The following is a 16,131-nucleotide window of genomic DNA, read 5'->3' as shown; positions in this document are numbered from 1 at the left end:
GCCCGCTCCCACAAAGCCAGTGGCTGGCCTAGATAAACATCCCGCGTGCGTCATTGAGCTGCTGTTCAAATTTTGCATCGCCTGCATCCAGCCCCAGGTGCTTGAAGGCGGGCAGGGCATTCAGCTTGTCGATGTCCTGTTGCATGAACACGGTCGCGATTTGAACAAGGTCGATGTAGTCGATGTTTTTGGATTCGCGAGAAAAGTCCTGATACTGGCCCGGAACCTTCAACAGCATTTCAGGAAACTCCCACCCAGCCAGCAATTTGTCGCCAATCAGCGGGTGAATGCTTTCAATGACGTGATTGAGTGAAATCGGGTCGGAGAGCAGTTCGTTGTTCTCTTCGGCGTAGGTCAAGATGGGCAGCACGCCGATTTGATGCACCAGGCCACCCAGTGCCGCCTGGTCGGGCTTGAGCGAGGTATGGCGGCGGCACAGGGTGTAGCAAATCCCTGCCACCTCCAGGCTTTGACGCCATACATCGCGCATTTTTTGCTCAACGACTTCCGAGCGGGCATGGAAGATTTGCTCCATGACCAGCCCGATCGCCAGATTGCTGCTGTAGTTGACCCCCAGGCGCGTGATCGCGGTGTGCAGGTCAGTGACCTCCCGGGTGGCACGCAGCATCGGGCTGTTGACCACTTTGATCAGGCGTGCGGACAGCGCGGTGTCGCGACCGATGACCTTGCTCAAGTGGCTGACGCTGATTTCAGGGTTTTCAGCTGCCTTGCGGATGTTCAACGCCACTTCAGGCAGCGTTGGTAAAACCAGATCATCTCTATCAATGGCCTTGATCAAGTCCATTTGGACTCTGCGCGCCAGCATGCTCATTTCTCTAGGGGGTATTTCGATGTGTGGCAATCAACGCTGGATCTCGCGATCACGGTCCAGTTGATACGGCAGCTCAAGCAGCGAAAGGCCGGGGCCTTGCAAGTCGCCCACGTGAATATCCCCCGCTTGCGCGGCATCGGAGGTCAGGACGGCCAGCAACTCGATCCCGTTCTCTGCTTTGGCCCCAAGCACTACTTCGCCTACGGAGCTGGTGTGGGTAGGGGAGAACAGAGGGGTGCCGGGCGCCGGGACATCATGACCCGCCTCCAGCGACAAACGGTAAAGATGGCGTTTGAGCTTGCCCAGGTATTGCATGCGGGCGACGATTTCCTGGCCGGTATAGCAACCTTTTTTGAAGCTGACACCGCCCACGGCTTGCAGGTTGATCATCTGCGGAATAAACAGTTCGCGGGTCTGGGGCATGACCTGGCCAATGCCTGCGCGTACCTGGCCCAGCAACCATTCATTGAGATCGGCCTCAACCAGTTGCGTTTTCAAGTGCTGGAGCAGGCTTTCGGTCTGCTCCACAGGAGCCCACAGCTCAGCACGGTCTTCGGAGGCGCGAATGGCGATCAAATCGCTGGCACGAGCAACGCTGTCGGTTTCGGCAGGCAGGTTCAGGCCCAGGCTTTGCAGTACCGCGTCCGCCTGATACAGGCCAAAGCGAACCCAGTTGGCGCTGTCGTCGGTCAATTTGGATTTGGAAAACACCGCGTATTTTTTCAGGTCTGCCAACTGGGGTTCAACCAGCTCGCGAGCCATCGCCAGCAGACAGCCGTTGTCCTGCAGCACGATGCGAAAACTGGACTGCATGCGGCCTTTTTGCGTGCAGCGGGCCCCCAGGCTCGAGCGGGTTTCACTCAGGTAGTTGAGGTTGCAGGTCAACTGGCCTTGCAGAAACTTGCTGGCGTCGTTGCCGATCACAGCAAGAATGCCTTCGTGGTTCAGAGTGCAGAAAAAAGCAGAGTCGGCCATGGGTCATCGCAGGTAAAAAATGTCTGGGACACATCATAGAGGTGTGCCCTGCAAATGGGTAGTTCCAGGGGCCGACCAAAGCCGACTGTTCTATGACGGATCGGCCTGTATACTTGCGCTCTATTTGAGGAGCGCTCCATGGTCGAAGATGTTGAACTCAATCGTCTCTACTGGCACAGCCGTCGCGGCATGCTTGAACTGGACGTGCTGCTGGTGCCTTTCGTCAAGGAGGTGTATGCCACCCTTAACGACGTGGACCGCGAATGCTATCGCAAGCTGCTGGAATGTGAAGACCAGGACATGTTTGGCTGGTTCATGGAGCGCGCCGAGTCTGAAGACCCTGAGCTGCAGCGCATGGTTCGCATGATTCTGGATCGTGTCCAGCCCAAGTAATTATTTTGAATGCCGCTGGCATGCCTGCGGGCAATTGCTGGCGGCTTATCTTGCAGCCCAGACCCTGGCGCTGATCTCAATCTGCCTTCTTTCAATACCTGTCTGGGCACGTGTGCTTGGCGCTTTGTTGTGCCTGGCCCATGGGGTTTGGGCGCTGCCACGGCATATTCGACTGACCCACGCCAGTGCCGTAATCCGATTGCGCCATGATGCCGATGGTTGGCAGTTATGGAGTCGTGACAAGGGCTGGCAGGCCGTGCAGTTGCGCCGTGACAGCCTGGCGCTGCCCTGGGTCGTGATCGTGCGCTTTCGTGTACGCGATGAGTGGCGGGCGCGGGCGGTGTGCATCCCGGCAGATGCGCTGGCGCCGGATCAGCACCGACGCTTGCGCGTGCGACTGAAGTTCAGTCGGTGTAGGTGGCTGGCACCCGAATAGTGCCCAGGGCCTAGAACAGTGAATCAATACTGACGGTAAAGGGCGTACCAATGACGCGTCCGTGGAGCAAGCCCAACCGTTCGTCATTGGCGTCTGCGGTGGGGGCCATGGCCAGTTGTTCCGGCACCTTGTTTTCCGGATGAGCATCCCAGCGCAACAGGCACTCTGACAGCAGGTCGGGCTGTGTTGAAAACGCGCCGTAAACACGGGCCTCGTTGATTGTGCTTTGCTGCAGGCGTTTCAAGCGCTCGAAGGTCATGTGTACCTTGTCGATCTCACGATTGAGCGCATCGATAGTCAGTTCGATGGCCCGGTTGTAGGGGGTAGGAGAGTCGCTGAGCATGCGGCGCTTGGAGCGCAGTTGTTCGGTGATTGTTGCCAGAGCAATTCTGATGTGCTCGAACTCATCATAGGTCACCAGAGAGCGCTTGAGTTTCAGGGCTTCTTGCCAGCGCCGCAGGGCAGCCCAGCAACCGGGGATATAGCCGCCGACCATTGAATGGTTGTCCGAGTCAAAAATCTGGGAAATGAACCCCGACCTTTCAGGTAGCCCATTGTTCTGATGAATGGCCAGAGTACAGGCCGCATGCTCGGTAATGGTGTCGCAGCCGGGTTCCCACATAATCGAGGACATTTTGTTTGCGCCGAACGCTACCGGCATAAAGTGTTGCAAGGTGCCGTGATGCTCGTAAGGCTCGCCGGTCAAGTTGGCAATGCCCGCGACAAAGCCTGCGATGCCCAGAGGCGCGTTAAAGAAAGTGAGTGCCGCTCCCGGGAGGTACACCCTGGGCTTGGTGTTCATCCAGGGTGCCGGCACGCTGGGTACCGGGTCGTTATGGTTGACCATGCGGTAATGCACCAGGTCGGCAGCGCCTTTTACAAAAGTGCTGTCTGCTGCTCTTGGGGCGCCGTAGGTGTACAGCACGATCTTGTAATCATAGTCAGCTCGACGACGCAGCATTTTCGATAGAAGCAAGGTGATTGCACCGCCTAGGCTATGGCCGCAAATGATCAGTTTCTGGCCGGTGTAGAACTTTTCGAGATAGTTAATCGAAAGCTCATAGACTTTCAGCGCAGCGTCATAGAACCCACGGTGGACCTTGCCCAGGCCTTCTTTTCCAAAAGGGGTTTGGAAAGCATCGGCGTCTCGAAGCGCATCTGCGAGTAATTCACTGGTACCACGCACAGAAATTAGCACCAACTCGTCGTTATGGGTGATAAAGGCTTGGGTGTCGGTACTATTAATTTGTTCTAGATCATCGAGAAAGTGAATGCTGGCCGGGTGTTCTTGTTTATCTTCCAGATCCGGGCTATTCGATGGGTACAGATCAGGATCAAACGGCACGATTTCCAGGCGTTTTGAGTACGGTACATCTTCATATAGCGGGTAGTGGGCACTGGTTTGCCCAGGGTCTACTTTCCAGATTTCATCAAACTTGGCCAGAGCGTCGCCAAACCAGTTACCCATGCTCGGCTGTACAGGGAAACTTACAGTTTTCGCCCTGATGGGCGGCTTCTCAGGCACCTGACCAAACGGGTTGTAGCTCAAGGTGGCCATAAGGGCGAGCTGATACAGATTCAACGCACAGAACTGCGAGTCGGTGGAGAGCATCGGGCGCAGGGCCCGTAAAGGGCGCACTTCCAGTACGTTATTTTTGTTTGGAAGTAGGCAGACGCCTTGTCTTCCATGCTCGCGCATCAGCTTGGCCCAGTGTTTATTGGGCGGATAGTGAGCTTCAACCTCGGGCGGTAAATGTGCGACGTGTTTGACCAGATGACGAACTTCAACCTGGCAGAAAAAATCTGCACAGGCTTGTGCTGGGTTGCTTTGAGTGCGTGAACCGTCGTTATGAAAGTAACGGGTTTGTTCGGCACGAACCTGGAGGTCAGTTATTGGAAGTGGGTAGTGGGGCCTTTGTATTCGGCGTACATAGGCCAGCTCTTGCCCTTGATAATGCGCTTCTAAAATCAAAGCTATTGGACCTGCAAAGTGGTTTTCTACCTTGCCTGTTCCTGTGCCGTCTAATTTACCCTCGTATACCTGTCCTTCCGCATCGATTACCTTATAGGCAAGTCCAGCATAAGGTTGCCCTTCGCCATTTTCGTCAACCAACTGAAAACGTGTCCATTTGCCTTGAGTAGGACAGGCAAACATACGACTGTTCAGCGGGTGTTTCACCTCTTCATCAAAAGGGGTCATATTTTAGTGTCCTTATTCAGTGCAGCCCGGATAAATAGTGCAGCTACGCCCATCAGGCATTTTGAAACTGCTAAAGTCTTTGTGGTTTTCGAAGCAATATGCATCTTGATCCTCAAAGCTTTTCCCCATGCAACGCTTCCAACCATTAGGGAACTTAACCCATGTATCTCCCCAGCCGGGTCTTTCTTCATCGGCTAACTTTATTTTTAGCTTCACAGTTTTACCCGGTAGTTGATCCAGGGTATAAGCCCCTACGGGTCGTCCTTTTGTCACTAAACCTTGATCGTCAATTTTTTTGCAGTCGAGCCCCTTGGATAGTCGACGTTTTGGCCCTTGTGTGCGAAACAGCCATTGGCATTGACCGTTTATGGCGCTTTCTCCACTGACATCAAAAGTTTCTTTATATTGTTCTTCCAGTTCCTCGCGAATGATAACCATCGCTGAATCTCTACTGGAATCTCCACGGTCTTTTCCATAAGAACCATAGATGAAGAGTTCAATGCGGTAGATGGCGACCCGACAGCCTTCTACAGTCCGATAGATGGGGATTTCTTGATCGAGTTTGTATATTTCTCTATGGCCAAGGCGCCATCTTTGGTTGTAGCCGACATGAGGCTTTTTAACGGTGCAGGATTCTTCCTTGATGGGGGCATATTTAGCCACTGCTTCATAAGTGAAATTGGGAGGCAGATCAGCCGTAAAGATAAAGCTTTCCGATTTGCCCATAACGCACCCTGCTGCCAGGGCCACACAAGAACCCAAAACGCCGCCTTTAAATATTAGTGACATTGAATGATTTCCTTATTCTGTGCAGCCGGGGTAAATAGTGCAGCTGCGCCCGTCAGGCATCAAAAAGCTGCTGAAGTCTTTGTAATTGCCGTGACAATAAGCGCGTTGATCCTCAAAGCTTTTCCCCATGCAACGCTTCCAACCATTAGGGAACTTAACCCATGTATCTCCCCATCCAGGTCTTTCTTCATCGGCCAATTTGATTTTTAGCTTCACGGTTTTACTCGGCAGTTGATCCAAGGTATAAGCCCCTACGGGGCGTCCTTTAGTCACCAAGCCTTTATCGTCAATTTTTTTGCAGTCGAGGAGTTTTCTTATATATCGCTTGGGGCCTACTGTCCGAAACAGCCATTGGCATTGACCATGTATGGCGCTTTCGCCATTAGTATCAAAAGTTCCTTTGTATTGAGTTTTCAGTTCCTCTCTGATAGCAATGGAAGTTGTGTCCCCGCTGAAGTTTCCATAGTCAGCTCTATAAGTGGCATTGATTTCCAGGTCAATTTTATAGATGGCTAGTCGGCAGCCTTTGACTGTGCGGTAAATCGGTATTTCAGATTCTGGCTTGTATGCTGTTCGCCACTCTCTGTTGAAACCGAGGTATGGATTGTCATCAAGGGTGACCGTACAAGTTTCTCCCTTGGCGGGCGCGTACTTGGCCACTGCGTAATAAGCAAAATTTGGAGGCAGATCAGCCGTAAAAATAAAACTGTCTGACTTGCCAGCAAAACATCCAGTCGTCGACAGTGCGCAGGTCCCCAGGAACAGCGCTTTAATTACTGCTTTCATAAAGGGCCATCACCTTGCCAAAACTGCACTTCCTGAAAAACCCGCTGGAAATGAGCATCAGGACTTTCACCAGGGCGCGCCTCCCAGCGCTGTGCAAGTGGGTCAGTGGTAGCCTTTAAACGCTGAACGAGCAAAAACTCCAACTGCTCAGACGCCTGCCAACCCCAGGTGTTGGCCTGGGCCAATAGAGTGCTGAGCCATAGTTCCGGGTCTTGTTGTTCGGCAATTCGGGCATAGGCTTCAAGATGCCTGGCCAGCAGGTAGCGGTGGGCATTGGCCTCGCGCGTGCTGGCGCGCTGATCGGCCTCCATGGGAAAGTCATTCCAGACAGGGCTTTCAGGAACTGGATAGTTACCCGGTGCCGGGTTGCCGAGTGTTTCCCAGAACTCCCCTTGCCAGTAGCAGACGCTGATCGCGGGTCCTAAATACCCCGCAACCGTTGCAGTGGTTAAGTGCTTCAGGGCGCGGGCCAGCACCCGGTTGTCATGGAAACGATAAACCCCTCGATGGGGCTGGACGCCGAAAATCATGCGCTCGCGCCAATGTTTGACCAGCGCCTGTAATCCTGGCTCAGGAGCAATACTGGCAAGCCAGCCCCAATTCCTTTCCGGCGCTTTGAGCAACTCGCTCAAGTGCTCGTCTTCAGGGTTGTCGATAAGGAACAGAAAAGGCCCATTGTCTGCCATATCGGCAGCCGGCGTTTCGCGGTAAATGCTGCAATACAGCTCAGATGCCTTGTTGTTCAACAGGCCGTTACGGGCGGTGAGTTCGTCCAGTGAGTCCAGAATCAAACATACAGAGCGCCCGAGGTGGCGTTGCTCGGCCATCCATTGTTGTGCCGCAATCTGGGTCATGCTGCGGCTCCTTCAATCAGGCAAACACCTTTTTTGCTGGAAAGGCCCTTTTCAAGGACTTGAGGTTGCAGGCTTTCGATATTCAGATCTGCACGTTCGGTGACCCGTTCCAGATCAAAACAAGAGGGCGCGCTAAAGGATTTTTGGTGGGTGAAGGAAGGGTGCTTGAAGACGCTTGCGGTCAGGTTGAAACGGGTTTGAGGGCGTGGGTTGAACATCCAGTGTTCCTTTTTCAGTCATATGGCGCGGACCACAGGCACAGAGCAGGCGAACGATTGGCCCGTAGTGCGCGTGGAAAGCTAAAACCGAAAAAGCTAGCAATGTTTAGATGTTAAATATGTAGGACGTATCCTAGTTCTTGTCGGAACTGTCGCTAATTCAGGATGCTGCTTGAGCGGGCGTTGCCAGACTGGTTGCGCTCTGACGCGCTTGTCCTGGCTGCAGGTGGGACTGTTGTTCACCGTGAAAAAAACGCGGCAACGCTGTCTCGAGCGGTGCCGCGTTCTCGTACCTGACGTGCCTCACCGGGTCGGGGTCAGGATCGTATCCTTCGCCTGCGCCAGCATCTCTGGATAGTCCAGGGTGTAATGCAGGCCGCGTGATTCTTTACGCGCCATGGCGCTGCAGATCATCAATTCGGCGACTTGTGCCAGGTTGCGCAGTTCGATCAGGTCGCGGCTGACTTTGTAGTTGCTGTAGAACTCGTCAATTTCGTCCAGCAGCAGGCGCACCCGGTGTTGGGCGCGTTGCAGGCGCTTGTTGGTGCGCACGATGCCTACGTAGTCCCACATGAAGCGCCGCAGTTCATCCCAGTTGTGGGCGATGATCACATCTTCGTCAGAGTCGGTAACCTGGCTTGCATCCCAGCTTGGCAGGGCTGCGGGCGCAGCGATTTCAGGGAGTTGGGCGAGAATGTCGGCCGCCGCTGACTTGGCGTATACAAAGCACTCCAGCAGTGAATTACTGGCCATTCGGTTGGCGCCGTGCAGACCGGTGAAACTGGTTTCGCCAATGGCGTACAAGCCTGGTACGTCCGTGTGGCCATGTTCGTCGACCATCACTCCCCCGCAGGTGTAATGCGCCGCAGGCACCACCGGGATGGCCTGTTTGGTGATGTCGATGCCGAATGTCAGGCAGCGCTCATAGACAGTCGGGAAGTGGGCCTTGATAAATGCTTCGGGCTCATGGCTGATGTCCAGGTACACGCAGTCGATGCCCAGACGCTTCATTTCATGGTCGATGGCGCGTGCGACGATATCCCGTGGAGCCAGTTCACCCCGGGAGTCGAAGCGCTGCATGAACCGCTCGCCGTTGGGCAGCTTCAAGTGTGCGCCTTCGCCCCGCAGCGCTTCGGTGATCAGAAAGCTTTTGGCCTGCGGGTGATACAGGCAGGTAGGGTGGAACTGGTTGAACTCCAGGTTTGCCACGCGGCACCCCGAGCGCCAGGCCATGGCGATGCCGTCACCGCAGGCGCCGTCCGGGTTGCTGGTGTACAGATACACCTTGGCCGCGCCACCCGTGGCCAGAATCGTGAAGCGCGAGCCAAAGGTGTCGACCTCGCCCGTGGCGCGATCCAGTACATAGGCCCCCAGGCAGCGATCGCCTTCCAGGCCCAGTCGACGCTCGGTAATCAGATCAACGGCGACGCGCTGTTCGAGCAGTTCGATATTGGGTCGCTGGCGCGCCTGTTCGAGCAACGTCTTGAAAATGGCGGCACCCGTGGCATCCGCCGCATGGATGATGCGCCGGTGGCTGTGGCCGCCTTCACGGGTGAGGTGAAACTCAAAGCCGGGCTGCTCGGGATCGACGGTGTCATCACGGGTGAAGGGGACGCCTTGATCGATCAGCCACTGGATGGCTTCGCGGCTGTGCTCGACGGTAAAGCGCACAGCGTCTTCATGACATAACCCGCCGCCAGCATTGAGGGTGTCTTCGACGTGAGACTGCACCGTGTCGGTGTCATCCAGTACTGCGGCTACGCCGCCCTGTGCCCAGAACGTCGAACCATTGGCCAGATCGCCTTTGCTGAGGACCGCAATACGCATATGGCTGGGTAGCGTGAGCGCAAGGCTCAAGCCGGCAGCGCCGCTGCCAATCACCAGCACATCATGTTGAAAATGTTGGCTCATTCTTCTGACATCCGCAAAAAAGCGCCCACTAGTATATAGAGGGGGGGATCGGCACAATGGCCGGGCCTTTATGGCATTGTGAAATTACAGCGGGCGCAAAGTGTGCCTCAGACTCGATGGGTCTGCATGTTGATTTGCACAAAAAATCTGCAAGGGGGATCAGGGCTGGGGGTAACGCCAGGTCTGTTGCGCTGGTGTGGTGCCATCGATGGCGTACGAAGATATTGAACTTTTCGTACGGTCCGGGGTTCCATTAAGGGCTGCCCTTGATGCAGGGGTACGGCGTCCAGATTGATGCGGGGTCTGTGTTTCGACCTGACAGCGGAATGTGACGACAAGATTATTGACGCAGCCGGCCAGGCCCGAGCTGCGTTTTCGTGTGTGCCAAATCCGAGCACGCAGGAAACTTGCCAGGGGGGAGAGAACTTTTGTGTAAAGCCCGAGTCTATGTTTGCAAGCCTGATCATTTAGCAAAGCAATCTTCCTCCCGGTCTTATGAGGAGTATTCATGCTAGCCCAGGAAGAGGATCAGCAGCTGGTCGAGCGCGTACAGCGTGGCGATAAGCGTGCATTCGATCTGCTCGTGTTGAAGTATCAGCACAAAATTCTCGGGTTGATCGTGCGTTTTGTGCACGACACCCATGAAGCCCAGGACGTAGCCCAGGAAGCCTTTATCAAGGCTTACCGGGCACTCGGTAATTTTCGCGGTGACAGCGCCTTTTATACATGGCTGTATCGCATCGCCATCAATACGGCGAAAAATTACCTGGTGTCACGGGGTCGACGTCCGCCGGATAGTGATGTGAGCTCGGAAGATGCCGAGTTTTACGATGGTGATCATGGTCTCAAGGATCTCGAGTCGCCGGAGCGCGCTTTGCTCCGTGACGAGATCGAAAGCACCGTTCATCGCACTATTCAGTTACTGCCAGAAGATTTGCGTACGGCGTTAACTTTACGTGAATTTGATGGTCTGAGTTATGAGGACATTGCGAGCGTCATGCAGTGTCCGGTGGGTACCGTGCGCTCCCGGATTTTCCGCGCTCGGGAAGCCATTGATAAAGCCCTGCAGCCGTTGTTGCAGGAAAACTGAGACAGCGGCGACAGCCAAGAGAGGAACCGCCATGAGTCGTGAAGCCCTGCAGGAATCGCTGTCCGCAGTGATGGATAACGAAGCGGACGAACTGGAACTACGTCGGGTATTGAATGCCTTTGACGACACACAAACCCGTGACACCTGGTCCCGTTATCAGGTGGCCCGTGCTGTGATGCACAAGGACCTGTTGATTCCGCGCCTGGACATCGCATCTGCCGTTTCGGCCGCGCTGGCCGAAGAGCAAACCCCGGTCAAGGTCGTGCGTGGCCCGTGGCGCAGCATCGGTCGTCTGGCCGTAGCCGCTTCGGTTACCGTCGCTGTTCTGGCGGGTGTAAGGCTGTACAACCAGGATGACATCGTCGGTAATCAGCTGGCTCAGCAGAACGCTGTGCAGAGCCTGAGTGCGCCGATGGCGAAAGGCCCGGCGGTACTGGCCAACTACAGCGAAAGCTCCGATAAGGCTACAGGCCCTATGGCCAACGGTGTTCTGCAAGGCCAGCCAGGCTGGCAGGATCAGCGCTTGCCAGGCTACCTGCGTCAGCATGCACAGCAAGCCGCGTTGAAAGGGGCTGAAAGCCCGCTGCCGTATGCTCGTGCCGCGAGCCTTGAAAACCGTTAAGGACCAACATGCGCGTCCTACCTTTGCTACCTCTTCTGCTGAGTGGCTGGTTTGCAGTACCGGCCCACGCCGATGAAGCCCAGGACTGGCTCAAACGTCTTGGGCAGGCCGAGCAACAGCACAGCTATCAAGGCACTTTCGTTTACGAGCGTAACGGTAGTTTTTCTACCCATAGCATCTGGCACCGTGTGCAGGATGGGAAAGTTCGCGAACGTTTGATGCAGTTGGATGGCTCTGCTCAAGAGGTCATTCGTACGGATGGGCGCACTGAATGTGTCACTGGCAAGTTGGCCTCGGCGTTGGGAGATGTCACTGCCGTCCCGGCAAGACAGTTCGATGCCCAGAAGCTCAATGACTGGTACTCCGTCACAAAGCAGGGTGACTCCAGGGTTGCAGGTCGACCGGTGGTGGTGATCTCACTCGCCCCTCGCGACCAGCACCGTTATGGGTTTGAGTTGTACCTGGATCGTGAAACCGGTTTGCCCCTCAAGTCGTTGTTGCTTAATGACAAGGGCCAGTTGCTTGAGCGTTACCAGTTTACAAGCCTGGTGACGACGCCCCCTGATGACAATCAGCTGACGCCTGCAGGCAAATGCCGCCCGGTTACGGTGGCTGATACTGCAGCACCTGTCGCTGACACGGCTCATGTCTGGCACTCCGACTGGCTGCCGCCCGGTTTCGAGCAGGTCAGCAGCACAGTGCATCGTGATCCCCGGACCAAGTCTGAAGTCACCAGTCTTTTGTATGACGATGGCTTGACGCGCTTCTCTGTGTTTCTCGAACCTTTGCAGGGCGCTGCCGTTCCCGATGCCCGTGTCCAACTGGGGCCTACAGCTGCGGTTACTCGGCACCTGAGTACTCCCGAGGGAGACATGATGGCCACTGTGGTCGGTGAAATTCCTTTGGGGACCGCAGAGCGTATTGCGCTCTCGATGCGTGTCGGTAAAGACGATACGCAGACCAAACCATAGGGTTGCTCCGACATGGCGGGTGACACATTTTGATTTGCCATTTTATTGTCTTTTTATGAAGGTCAGGGCCCTAGCGGGCTCTGGCCTTGTTTGTTTTCCGGGGCCTAAAAAACGGTCTATGCTTTGGTCTTGTTTTTTGGTGCCTGTCGCTTAACTCTGCAGTTACTAACGGGAGCTGTATGTCGATGCCTCGATTGAAATCGTATTTACCTATTTTTGCAGCCGTGCTGATGCTCGGGCAGGCAGTGCCAGTCATGGCAGAAGCGCAGTTACCTGACTTCACCCAATTGGTCGAGCAAGCCTCGCCAGCGGTAGTGAATATCAGCACCACGCAAAAGCTGCCGGAACGCCGGGTCTCAAGCATGGGGCAAATGCCAGACCTGGAAGGGTTGCCGCCTGGCCTGCGTGACTTCTTTGAGCGCAGCATGCCGCCAAGTGGCAAAGGTGGTCGCCAGCGCGAAGCCCAGTCCCTTGGTTCGGGCTTCATCATCTCGCCGGATGGCTTCATCCTGACCAACAACCACGTGGTGGCGGACGCCGATGAAATCATCGTGCGCTTGTCTGATCGCAGTGAAATGAAAGCCAAGCTGGTGGGGACGGATCCACGTTCCGACGTTGCGTTGCTGAAAATCGAAGGCAAAAACCTGCCTGTCTTGAAGCTGGGCAAGTCCCAGGACCTGAAGGCGGGTCAGTGGGTGGTTGCCATCGGTTCACCGTTCGGGTTTGACCACACCGTGACCCAAGGCATTATCAGCGCCATCGGTCGCAGCCTTCCTAATGAAAGCTACGTACCGTTCATCCAGACAGACGTGCCGATCAACCCGGGCAACTCGGGTGGTCCGCTGTTCAACCTGGCGGGCGAAGTGGTGGGTATCAACTCGCAAATCTACACCCGCTCCGGTGGCTTCATGGGCGTGTCCTTCGCAATCCCTATCGATGTGGCGATGGACGTTGCCAACCAGCTCAAGGCTGGCGGCAAGGTTAGCCGTGGCTGGTTGGGCGTGGTGATTCAAGAGGTCAACAAGGACCTGGCCGAGTCCTTCGGTCTGGAAAAACCTGCCGGTGCACTGGTAGCCCAGGTACTGGATAACGGTCCGGCTGCCAAAGGCGGTCTGCAAGTCGGCGACGTGATTCTGAGCATGAATGGCCAGCCGATCGTCATGTCGGCAGATTTGCCGCATCTGGTTGGCGCACTCAAGGCCGGCAGCAAGGCAACGCTTGAAGTGATTCGTGACGGCAAGCGCAAAAACCTGGACCTGACTGTCGGTGCCATCCCCGATGACGCGAAAGACATTGCTTCGGGCACCGGTGCCGAACAAAGCAGCAACCGTCTGGGTGTGTCCGTGGCGGACCTGAGCGAAGAGCAGAAGAAAGCCAACGACATCAAGGGCGGTGTGATCATCACTGACGTTCAGGACGGTCCTGCTGCCTTGATCGGCCTGCAACCAGGCGACGTGATTACTCATCTGAACAATCAGGCGATTACCAACGGCAAGGAGTTCACTGAGATTGCCAAGGCATTGCCGAAGAATCGTTCAGTCTCGATGCGGGTTCTGCGCCAGGGTCGCGCCAGCTTCATTACCTTCAAGCTGGCGGAGTAAGTCTCTGTAGTCGCTGCCGAAGACTGCTATGGGTTGCGCAGCAACCCTTGCTTGAAGATTCTTCGGATCTTCAAGCAGCCCGCTCCTACAGAGTCATGAAATGCAACGCAGTAACAAAAAAGCCCGTATCGAGAGATACGGGCTTTTTTTATTTCTTTGGCTTGGGGATCCGTACCAACTGAGTGTTGGAATACATGTCATGCCAGGTGCGGTTTTGCTTGTCGAATACCGACCAGATGAACCCCAGCCCCAGACACAGCCATGAGCCGATAGAGACGATAAAGCGCAGCAAGGCCTGCCACAGGCTGATGGCCGTGCCGTCCGCGTTCTGTACGCGTATGCCCCAGACCTGCATGCCGAGGGTTTGCCCGGAATGAGTCCAGAACTTGGCAAAAAAACCGAACAGGACAAAGAACAGGATGGTTGAGAGCAGCGGGTCGCCATCCAGAGCGCCGGCTTCTGACAGCGCCCTCATTTTGGCTTCGCCGATAAAGCTCATCATGATCAGCTTGTAGATAAAGGTAGTGACGATCAGCAGGGCGGTACACAGCAGAAAGTCATAGAACATGGCTGCCAGGCGGCGCCCCAGGCCAACGGCGGGAAAATCGCCTTGGGGTCTAAGTGGTTGTTTCGACATGGCAGGGTCTCGTGAAGGAAAAACGCCATCTTACGGAATTACAGCCATAAAAAAGCCTCTGATGTCACCATCAGAGGCTTTTGTGTACGAGATCAGCCTTCGGCTTGAACTTCGTCAGCCTGCAGGCCTTTTTGGCCTTGAACCGAGATGAAGGTCACTTTCTGGCCTTCTTTCAGGCTTTTGAAGCCGTTGCCCTGAATGGCACGGAAGTGCACGAACAGGTCCGGACCGCTTTCCGGGGTGATAAAGCCAAATCCTTTCTCGTCGTTAAACCACTTGACGGTACCGCTCTGACGTTGGGACATTTCTTAATTCCTTGACGCTAACAATTAATGACAGCCTCTTTCACATGAAAGAGTACTGGTGCTGGGTTGCAGGAAAGTAAGAGACGCAGAACGGGTGTAGCAAACTTAGAGCTACTGCCCAGGTCACGATTCCAGCGACCCATGCAAACACAGTGGGCAAACTCTACGAAACTGGAATTGAAAAAACAAGCCCCTCGAATAACCCCGTAAACCGGGTTATTAACATAGGCGATGAAGTTATAAGTGCAGGTTAATCATAGGCGGGTTCAATTGTTTTCGTGTTTAAAACAGTGTGTTCGCTATCGAAAGTTAAAGGCGGTTTTAGCAGTTGCATGCCCTGAAAGTATCAGGAACATGCAACGCGCTAGAGTGAGGGCTTAACCTCTGTAATAACGTTGCGCGACAAACGGCATTTTCGACACTTTCATCGGTACGCGTTTGCCTCGCACGATCGCCCAGACTTCAGTGTCCACTGGCGTGAACGCGATATCCAGATAACCCATTGCCAGAGGCGAGCCCAGGGTCGGGCCAAAGCCGCCGCTGCAAACGGTGCCAATCACGGTGCCGTCGGCATCGACAATTTCAGCGCCTTCACGCACCGGTGTACGTTCTTGTGGCAACAAGCCCACGCGCTTGCGCGCAACACCGTTCTGCTGCTGGGCGAAGATGGTTTCGGCGCCCGGGAAGCCACCGGCACGAGGGCCGTCTGCGCGGCGGGCCTTGGAGATGGCCCAGAGCAGGCTGGCTTCAATCGGCGTGGTGGTGTCGTTCATGTCGTGGCCGTACAGGCACAGGCCCGCTTCCAGACGCAGGGAGTCCCGAGCGCCCAGGCCGATTGCCTGCACTTCTGGCTCCGCCAGCAGGCGACGAGCCAGCTCTTCGGCGCGATCAGCAGGGACTGAGATCTCAAAGCCGTCTTCGCCGGTATAACCCGAGCGGCTGACGTAGCAGTCAGCGCCCAGTAACGTCACCGGGGCAAATTGCATGAAGGTCATTTTTGCCACTTCAGGTGCCAGGCGTTGCAGCACGTCGACGGCTGCCGGGCCTTGCAGGGCGAGGAGGGCGCGCTCTTCAAACAGCGGCTGGATTTGGCAGTGGGCGCTCAAGTGCTTGCGCAGATGGGCCAGGTCCTGATCCTTGCAGGCGGCGTTAACCACCAGGAACAGCTCATCATTACCCAGGTTGGCAACCATCAGGTCATCGAGGATGCCGCCCTGTTCGTTGGTGAACATGGCATAGCGCTGCATGCCAGCTGGCAGGTCGACGATATCGACCGGTACCAGGGCTTCCAGTGCCCTGGCTGCGTCAGCGCCGGTCAGGCGAATCTGGCCCATGTGGGAGACATCAAACAACCCGGCCTGTTCACGGGTGTGCTGGTGCTCTTTCATTACGCCGAGCGGGTACTGCACGGGCATGTCGTAGCCGGCAAATGGCACCATGCGGGCACCGAGTTCAAGGTGCAGTGCGTGCAGCGGGGTTTTAAGCAGTTGTTCGGTGGACATTCCAGACTC

At 55.5% G+C, this 16,131-nt stretch carries 17 protein-coding genes; 6 read left to right on the top strand and 11 right to left on the bottom strand.

The genetic code is table 11. The annotated features are described in order from the left end of the window. Nucleotides 1–28: 28 nt before the first annotated feature. Entirely contained in the window at nucleotides 29–832 is an 804-nt protein-coding gene (locus AACY07_RS01410) for an HDOD domain-containing protein (RefSeq protein ID WP_133077683.1), read from the bottom strand. Between the two features lie 30 nt (nucleotides 833–862). Further along, a complete protein-coding gene (gene ygfZ / locus AACY07_RS01405; RefSeq protein WP_339473183.1) occupies nucleotides 863–1,807 on the bottom strand; it encodes a CAF17-like 4Fe-4S cluster assembly/insertion protein YgfZ in 945 nt (314 codons plus the stop codon). 138 nt (nucleotides 1,808–1,945) lie between these two features. Between ygfZ and AACY07_RS01400 the strand changes: the two genes are divergently transcribed. Both AACY07_RS01400 and AACY07_RS01395 read left to right on the top strand, forming a co-directional pair. Next, complete coding sequence (locus AACY07_RS01400) at nucleotides 1,946–2,200, top strand: FAD assembly factor SdhE (protein ID WP_003440597.1); 255 nt, start codon at nucleotides 1,946–1,948, stop codon at nucleotides 2,198–2,200. After that, entirely contained in the window at nucleotides 2,184–2,636 is a 453-nt protein-coding gene (locus tag AACY07_RS01395) for a protein YgfX (protein ID WP_339473181.1), read from the top strand. Before AACY07_RS01400 ends, AACY07_RS01395 begins: the two co-directional genes overlap by 17 nt. 10 nt (nucleotides 2,637–2,646) lie before the next feature. Here AACY07_RS01395 and AACY07_RS01390 read toward each other — a convergent pair whose 3' ends face one another. The 6 genes from AACY07_RS01390 to nadB form a co-directional block, all read right to left on the bottom strand. Then, the gene (locus AACY07_RS01390; RefSeq protein WP_339473179.1) at nucleotides 2,647–4,836 is read right to left on the bottom strand and encodes a lipase family protein; all 2,190 of its coding nucleotides are present in this window, start codon (nucleotides 4,834–4,836) and stop codon (nucleotides 2,647–2,649) included. A gap of 12 nt (nucleotides 4,837–4,848) precedes the next feature. After that, nucleotides 4,849–5,625 (bottom strand): hypothetical protein, encoded by a 777-nt coding sequence (locus tag AACY07_RS01385; RefSeq protein WP_339473178.1) that lies wholly within the window; start codon nucleotides 5,623–5,625, stop codon nucleotides 4,849–4,851. Nucleotides 5,626–5,637: 12 nt separating this feature from the next. Continuing rightward, entirely contained in the window at nucleotides 5,638–6,411 is a 774-nt protein-coding gene (locus tag AACY07_RS01380) for a hypothetical protein (RefSeq protein ID WP_339473177.1), read from the bottom strand. Beyond that, nucleotides 6,408–7,265, bottom strand: coding sequence for a DUF4123 domain-containing protein (locus AACY07_RS01375; protein WP_339473175.1), 858 nt, complete (start codon nucleotides 7,263–7,265; stop codon nucleotides 6,408–6,410). The genes AACY07_RS01380 and AACY07_RS01375 overlap by 4 nt, the downstream gene beginning before the upstream one ends. Continuing rightward, nucleotides 7,262–7,483, bottom strand: coding sequence for a hypothetical protein (locus AACY07_RS01370; protein WP_338648684.1), 222 nt, complete (start codon nucleotides 7,481–7,483; stop codon nucleotides 7,262–7,264). The genes AACY07_RS01375 and AACY07_RS01370 overlap by 4 nt, the downstream gene beginning before the upstream one ends. Nucleotides 7,484–7,786: 303 nt before the next feature. After that, nucleotides 7,787–9,394: an L-aspartate oxidase gene (gene nadB, locus AACY07_RS01365; protein WP_339473174.1), complete on the bottom strand. Its 1,608-nt coding sequence runs from the start codon at nucleotides 9,392–9,394 to the stop codon at nucleotides 7,787–7,789. A gap of 508 nt (nucleotides 9,395–9,902) precedes the next feature. Here nadB and rpoE point away from each other — a divergent pair. The 4 genes from rpoE to AACY07_RS01345 all read left to right on the top strand — a co-directional run bounded on the left by rpoE (nucleotide 9,903) and on the right by AACY07_RS01345 (nucleotide 13,678). Continuing rightward, nucleotides 9,903–10,484: an RNA polymerase sigma factor RpoE gene (rpoE, locus tag AACY07_RS01360; RefSeq protein WP_048359852.1), complete on the top strand. Its 582-nt coding sequence runs from the start codon at nucleotides 9,903–9,905 to the stop codon at nucleotides 10,482–10,484. A gap of 31 nt (nucleotides 10,485–10,515) precedes the next feature. Next, nucleotides 10,516–11,106, top strand: a complete 591-nt coding sequence (locus AACY07_RS01355; RefSeq protein ID WP_133077675.1) for a sigma-E factor negative regulatory protein — start codon at nucleotides 10,516–10,518, stop codon at nucleotides 11,104–11,106. A gap of 8 nt (nucleotides 11,107–11,114) precedes the next feature. Beyond that, a complete protein-coding gene (locus AACY07_RS01350; protein ID WP_339473173.1) occupies nucleotides 11,115–12,077 on the top strand; it encodes a MucB/RseB C-terminal domain-containing protein in 963 nt (320 codons plus the stop codon). A gap of 179 nt (nucleotides 12,078–12,256) precedes the next feature. Beyond that, a complete protein-coding gene (locus tag AACY07_RS01345; RefSeq protein ID WP_219262916.1) occupies nucleotides 12,257–13,678 on the top strand; it encodes a DegQ family serine endoprotease in 1,422 nt (473 codons plus the stop codon). Nucleotides 13,679–13,826: 148 nt separating this feature from the next. On the opposite strand, the gene AACY07_RS01340 is transcribed toward AACY07_RS01345, so the two are convergent. The 3 genes from AACY07_RS01340 to gcvT all read right to left on the bottom strand — a co-directional run bounded on the left by AACY07_RS01340 (nucleotide 13,827) and on the right by gcvT (nucleotide 16,122). Continuing rightward, nucleotides 13,827–14,315 carry an RDD family protein gene (locus AACY07_RS01340; RefSeq protein WP_133077672.1) on the bottom strand — a complete coding sequence of 163 codons (489 nt, stop codon included), beginning with the start codon at nucleotides 14,313–14,315 and terminating at the stop codon, nucleotides 13,827–13,829. Between the two features lie 92 nt (nucleotides 14,316–14,407). Beyond that, entirely contained in the window at nucleotides 14,408–14,620 is a 213-nt protein-coding gene (locus AACY07_RS01335; RefSeq protein ID WP_019822293.1) for a cold-shock protein, read from the bottom strand. 377 nt (nucleotides 14,621–14,997) lie between these two features. Then, nucleotides 14,998–16,122 (bottom strand): glycine cleavage system aminomethyltransferase GcvT, encoded by a 1,125-nt coding sequence (gcvT, locus tag AACY07_RS01330; protein WP_339473171.1) that lies wholly within the window; start codon nucleotides 16,120–16,122, stop codon nucleotides 14,998–15,000. Nucleotides 16,123–16,131: the final 9 nt, after the last annotated feature.

Source organism: Pseudomonas sp. RL_5y_Pfl2_69, assembly GCF_963970465.1.
Classification (GTDB): domain Bacteria; phylum Pseudomonadota; class Gammaproteobacteria; order Pseudomonadales; family Pseudomonadaceae; genus Aquipseudomonas.
The sequence above is the reverse complement of the archived record's forward strand: the minus strand, read 5'-3'. Positions and strand labels throughout refer to the sequence as shown.

Coding starts and splice junctions, on each gene's coding strand:
- AACY07_RS01370 (WP_338648684.1), bottom strand. CDS start 7,483: ATGTTCAACCCACGCCCTCAAACCCGTTTCAACCTGACCGCAAGCGTC.
- AACY07_RS01335 (WP_019822293.1), bottom strand. CDS start 14,620: ATGTCCCAACGTCAGAGCGGTACCGTCAAGTGGTTTAACGACGAGAAA.
- AACY07_RS01355 (WP_133077675.1), top strand. CDS start 10,516: ATGAGTCGTGAAGCCCTGCAGGAATCGCTGTCCGCAGTGATGGATAAC.
- ygfZ (WP_339473183.1), bottom strand. CDS start 1,807: ATGGCCGACTCTGCTTTTTTCTGCACTCTGAACCACGAAGGCATTCTT.
- AACY07_RS01380 (WP_339473177.1), bottom strand. CDS start 6,411: ATGAAAGCAGTAATTAAAGCGCTGTTCCTGGGGACCTGCGCACTGTCG.
- nadB (WP_339473174.1), bottom strand. CDS start 9,394: ATGAGCCAACATTTTCAACATGATGTGCTGGTGATTGGCAGCGGCGCT.
- AACY07_RS01410 (WP_133077683.1), bottom strand. CDS start 832: ATGAGCATGCTGGCGCGCAGAGTCCAAATGGACTTGATCAAGGCCATT.
- AACY07_RS01340 (WP_133077672.1), bottom strand. CDS start 14,315: ATGTCGAAACAACCACTTAGACCCCAAGGCGATTTTCCCGCCGTTGGC.
- gcvT (WP_339473171.1), bottom strand. CDS start 16,122: ATGTCCACCGAACAACTGCTTAAAACCCCGCTGCACGCACTGCACCTT.
- AACY07_RS01345 (WP_219262916.1), top strand. CDS start 12,257: ATGTCGATGCCTCGATTGAAATCGTATTTACCTATTTTTGCAGCCGTG.
- AACY07_RS01400 (WP_003440597.1), top strand. CDS start 1,946: ATGGTCGAAGATGTTGAACTCAATCGTCTCTACTGGCACAGCCGTCGC.
- rpoE (WP_048359852.1), top strand. CDS start 9,903: ATGCTAGCCCAGGAAGAGGATCAGCAGCTGGTCGAGCGCGTACAGCGT.
- AACY07_RS01385 (WP_339473178.1), bottom strand. CDS start 5,625: ATGTCACTAATATTTAAAGGCGGCGTTTTGGGTTCTTGTGTGGCCCTG.
- AACY07_RS01350 (WP_339473173.1), top strand. CDS start 11,115: ATGCGCGTCCTACCTTTGCTACCTCTTCTGCTGAGTGGCTGGTTTGCA.
- AACY07_RS01375 (WP_339473175.1), bottom strand. CDS start 7,265: ATGACCCAGATTGCGGCACAACAATGGATGGCCGAGCAACGCCACCTC.
- AACY07_RS01390 (WP_339473179.1), bottom strand. CDS start 4,836: ATGACCCCTTTTGATGAAGAGGTGAAACACCCGCTGAACAGTCGTATG.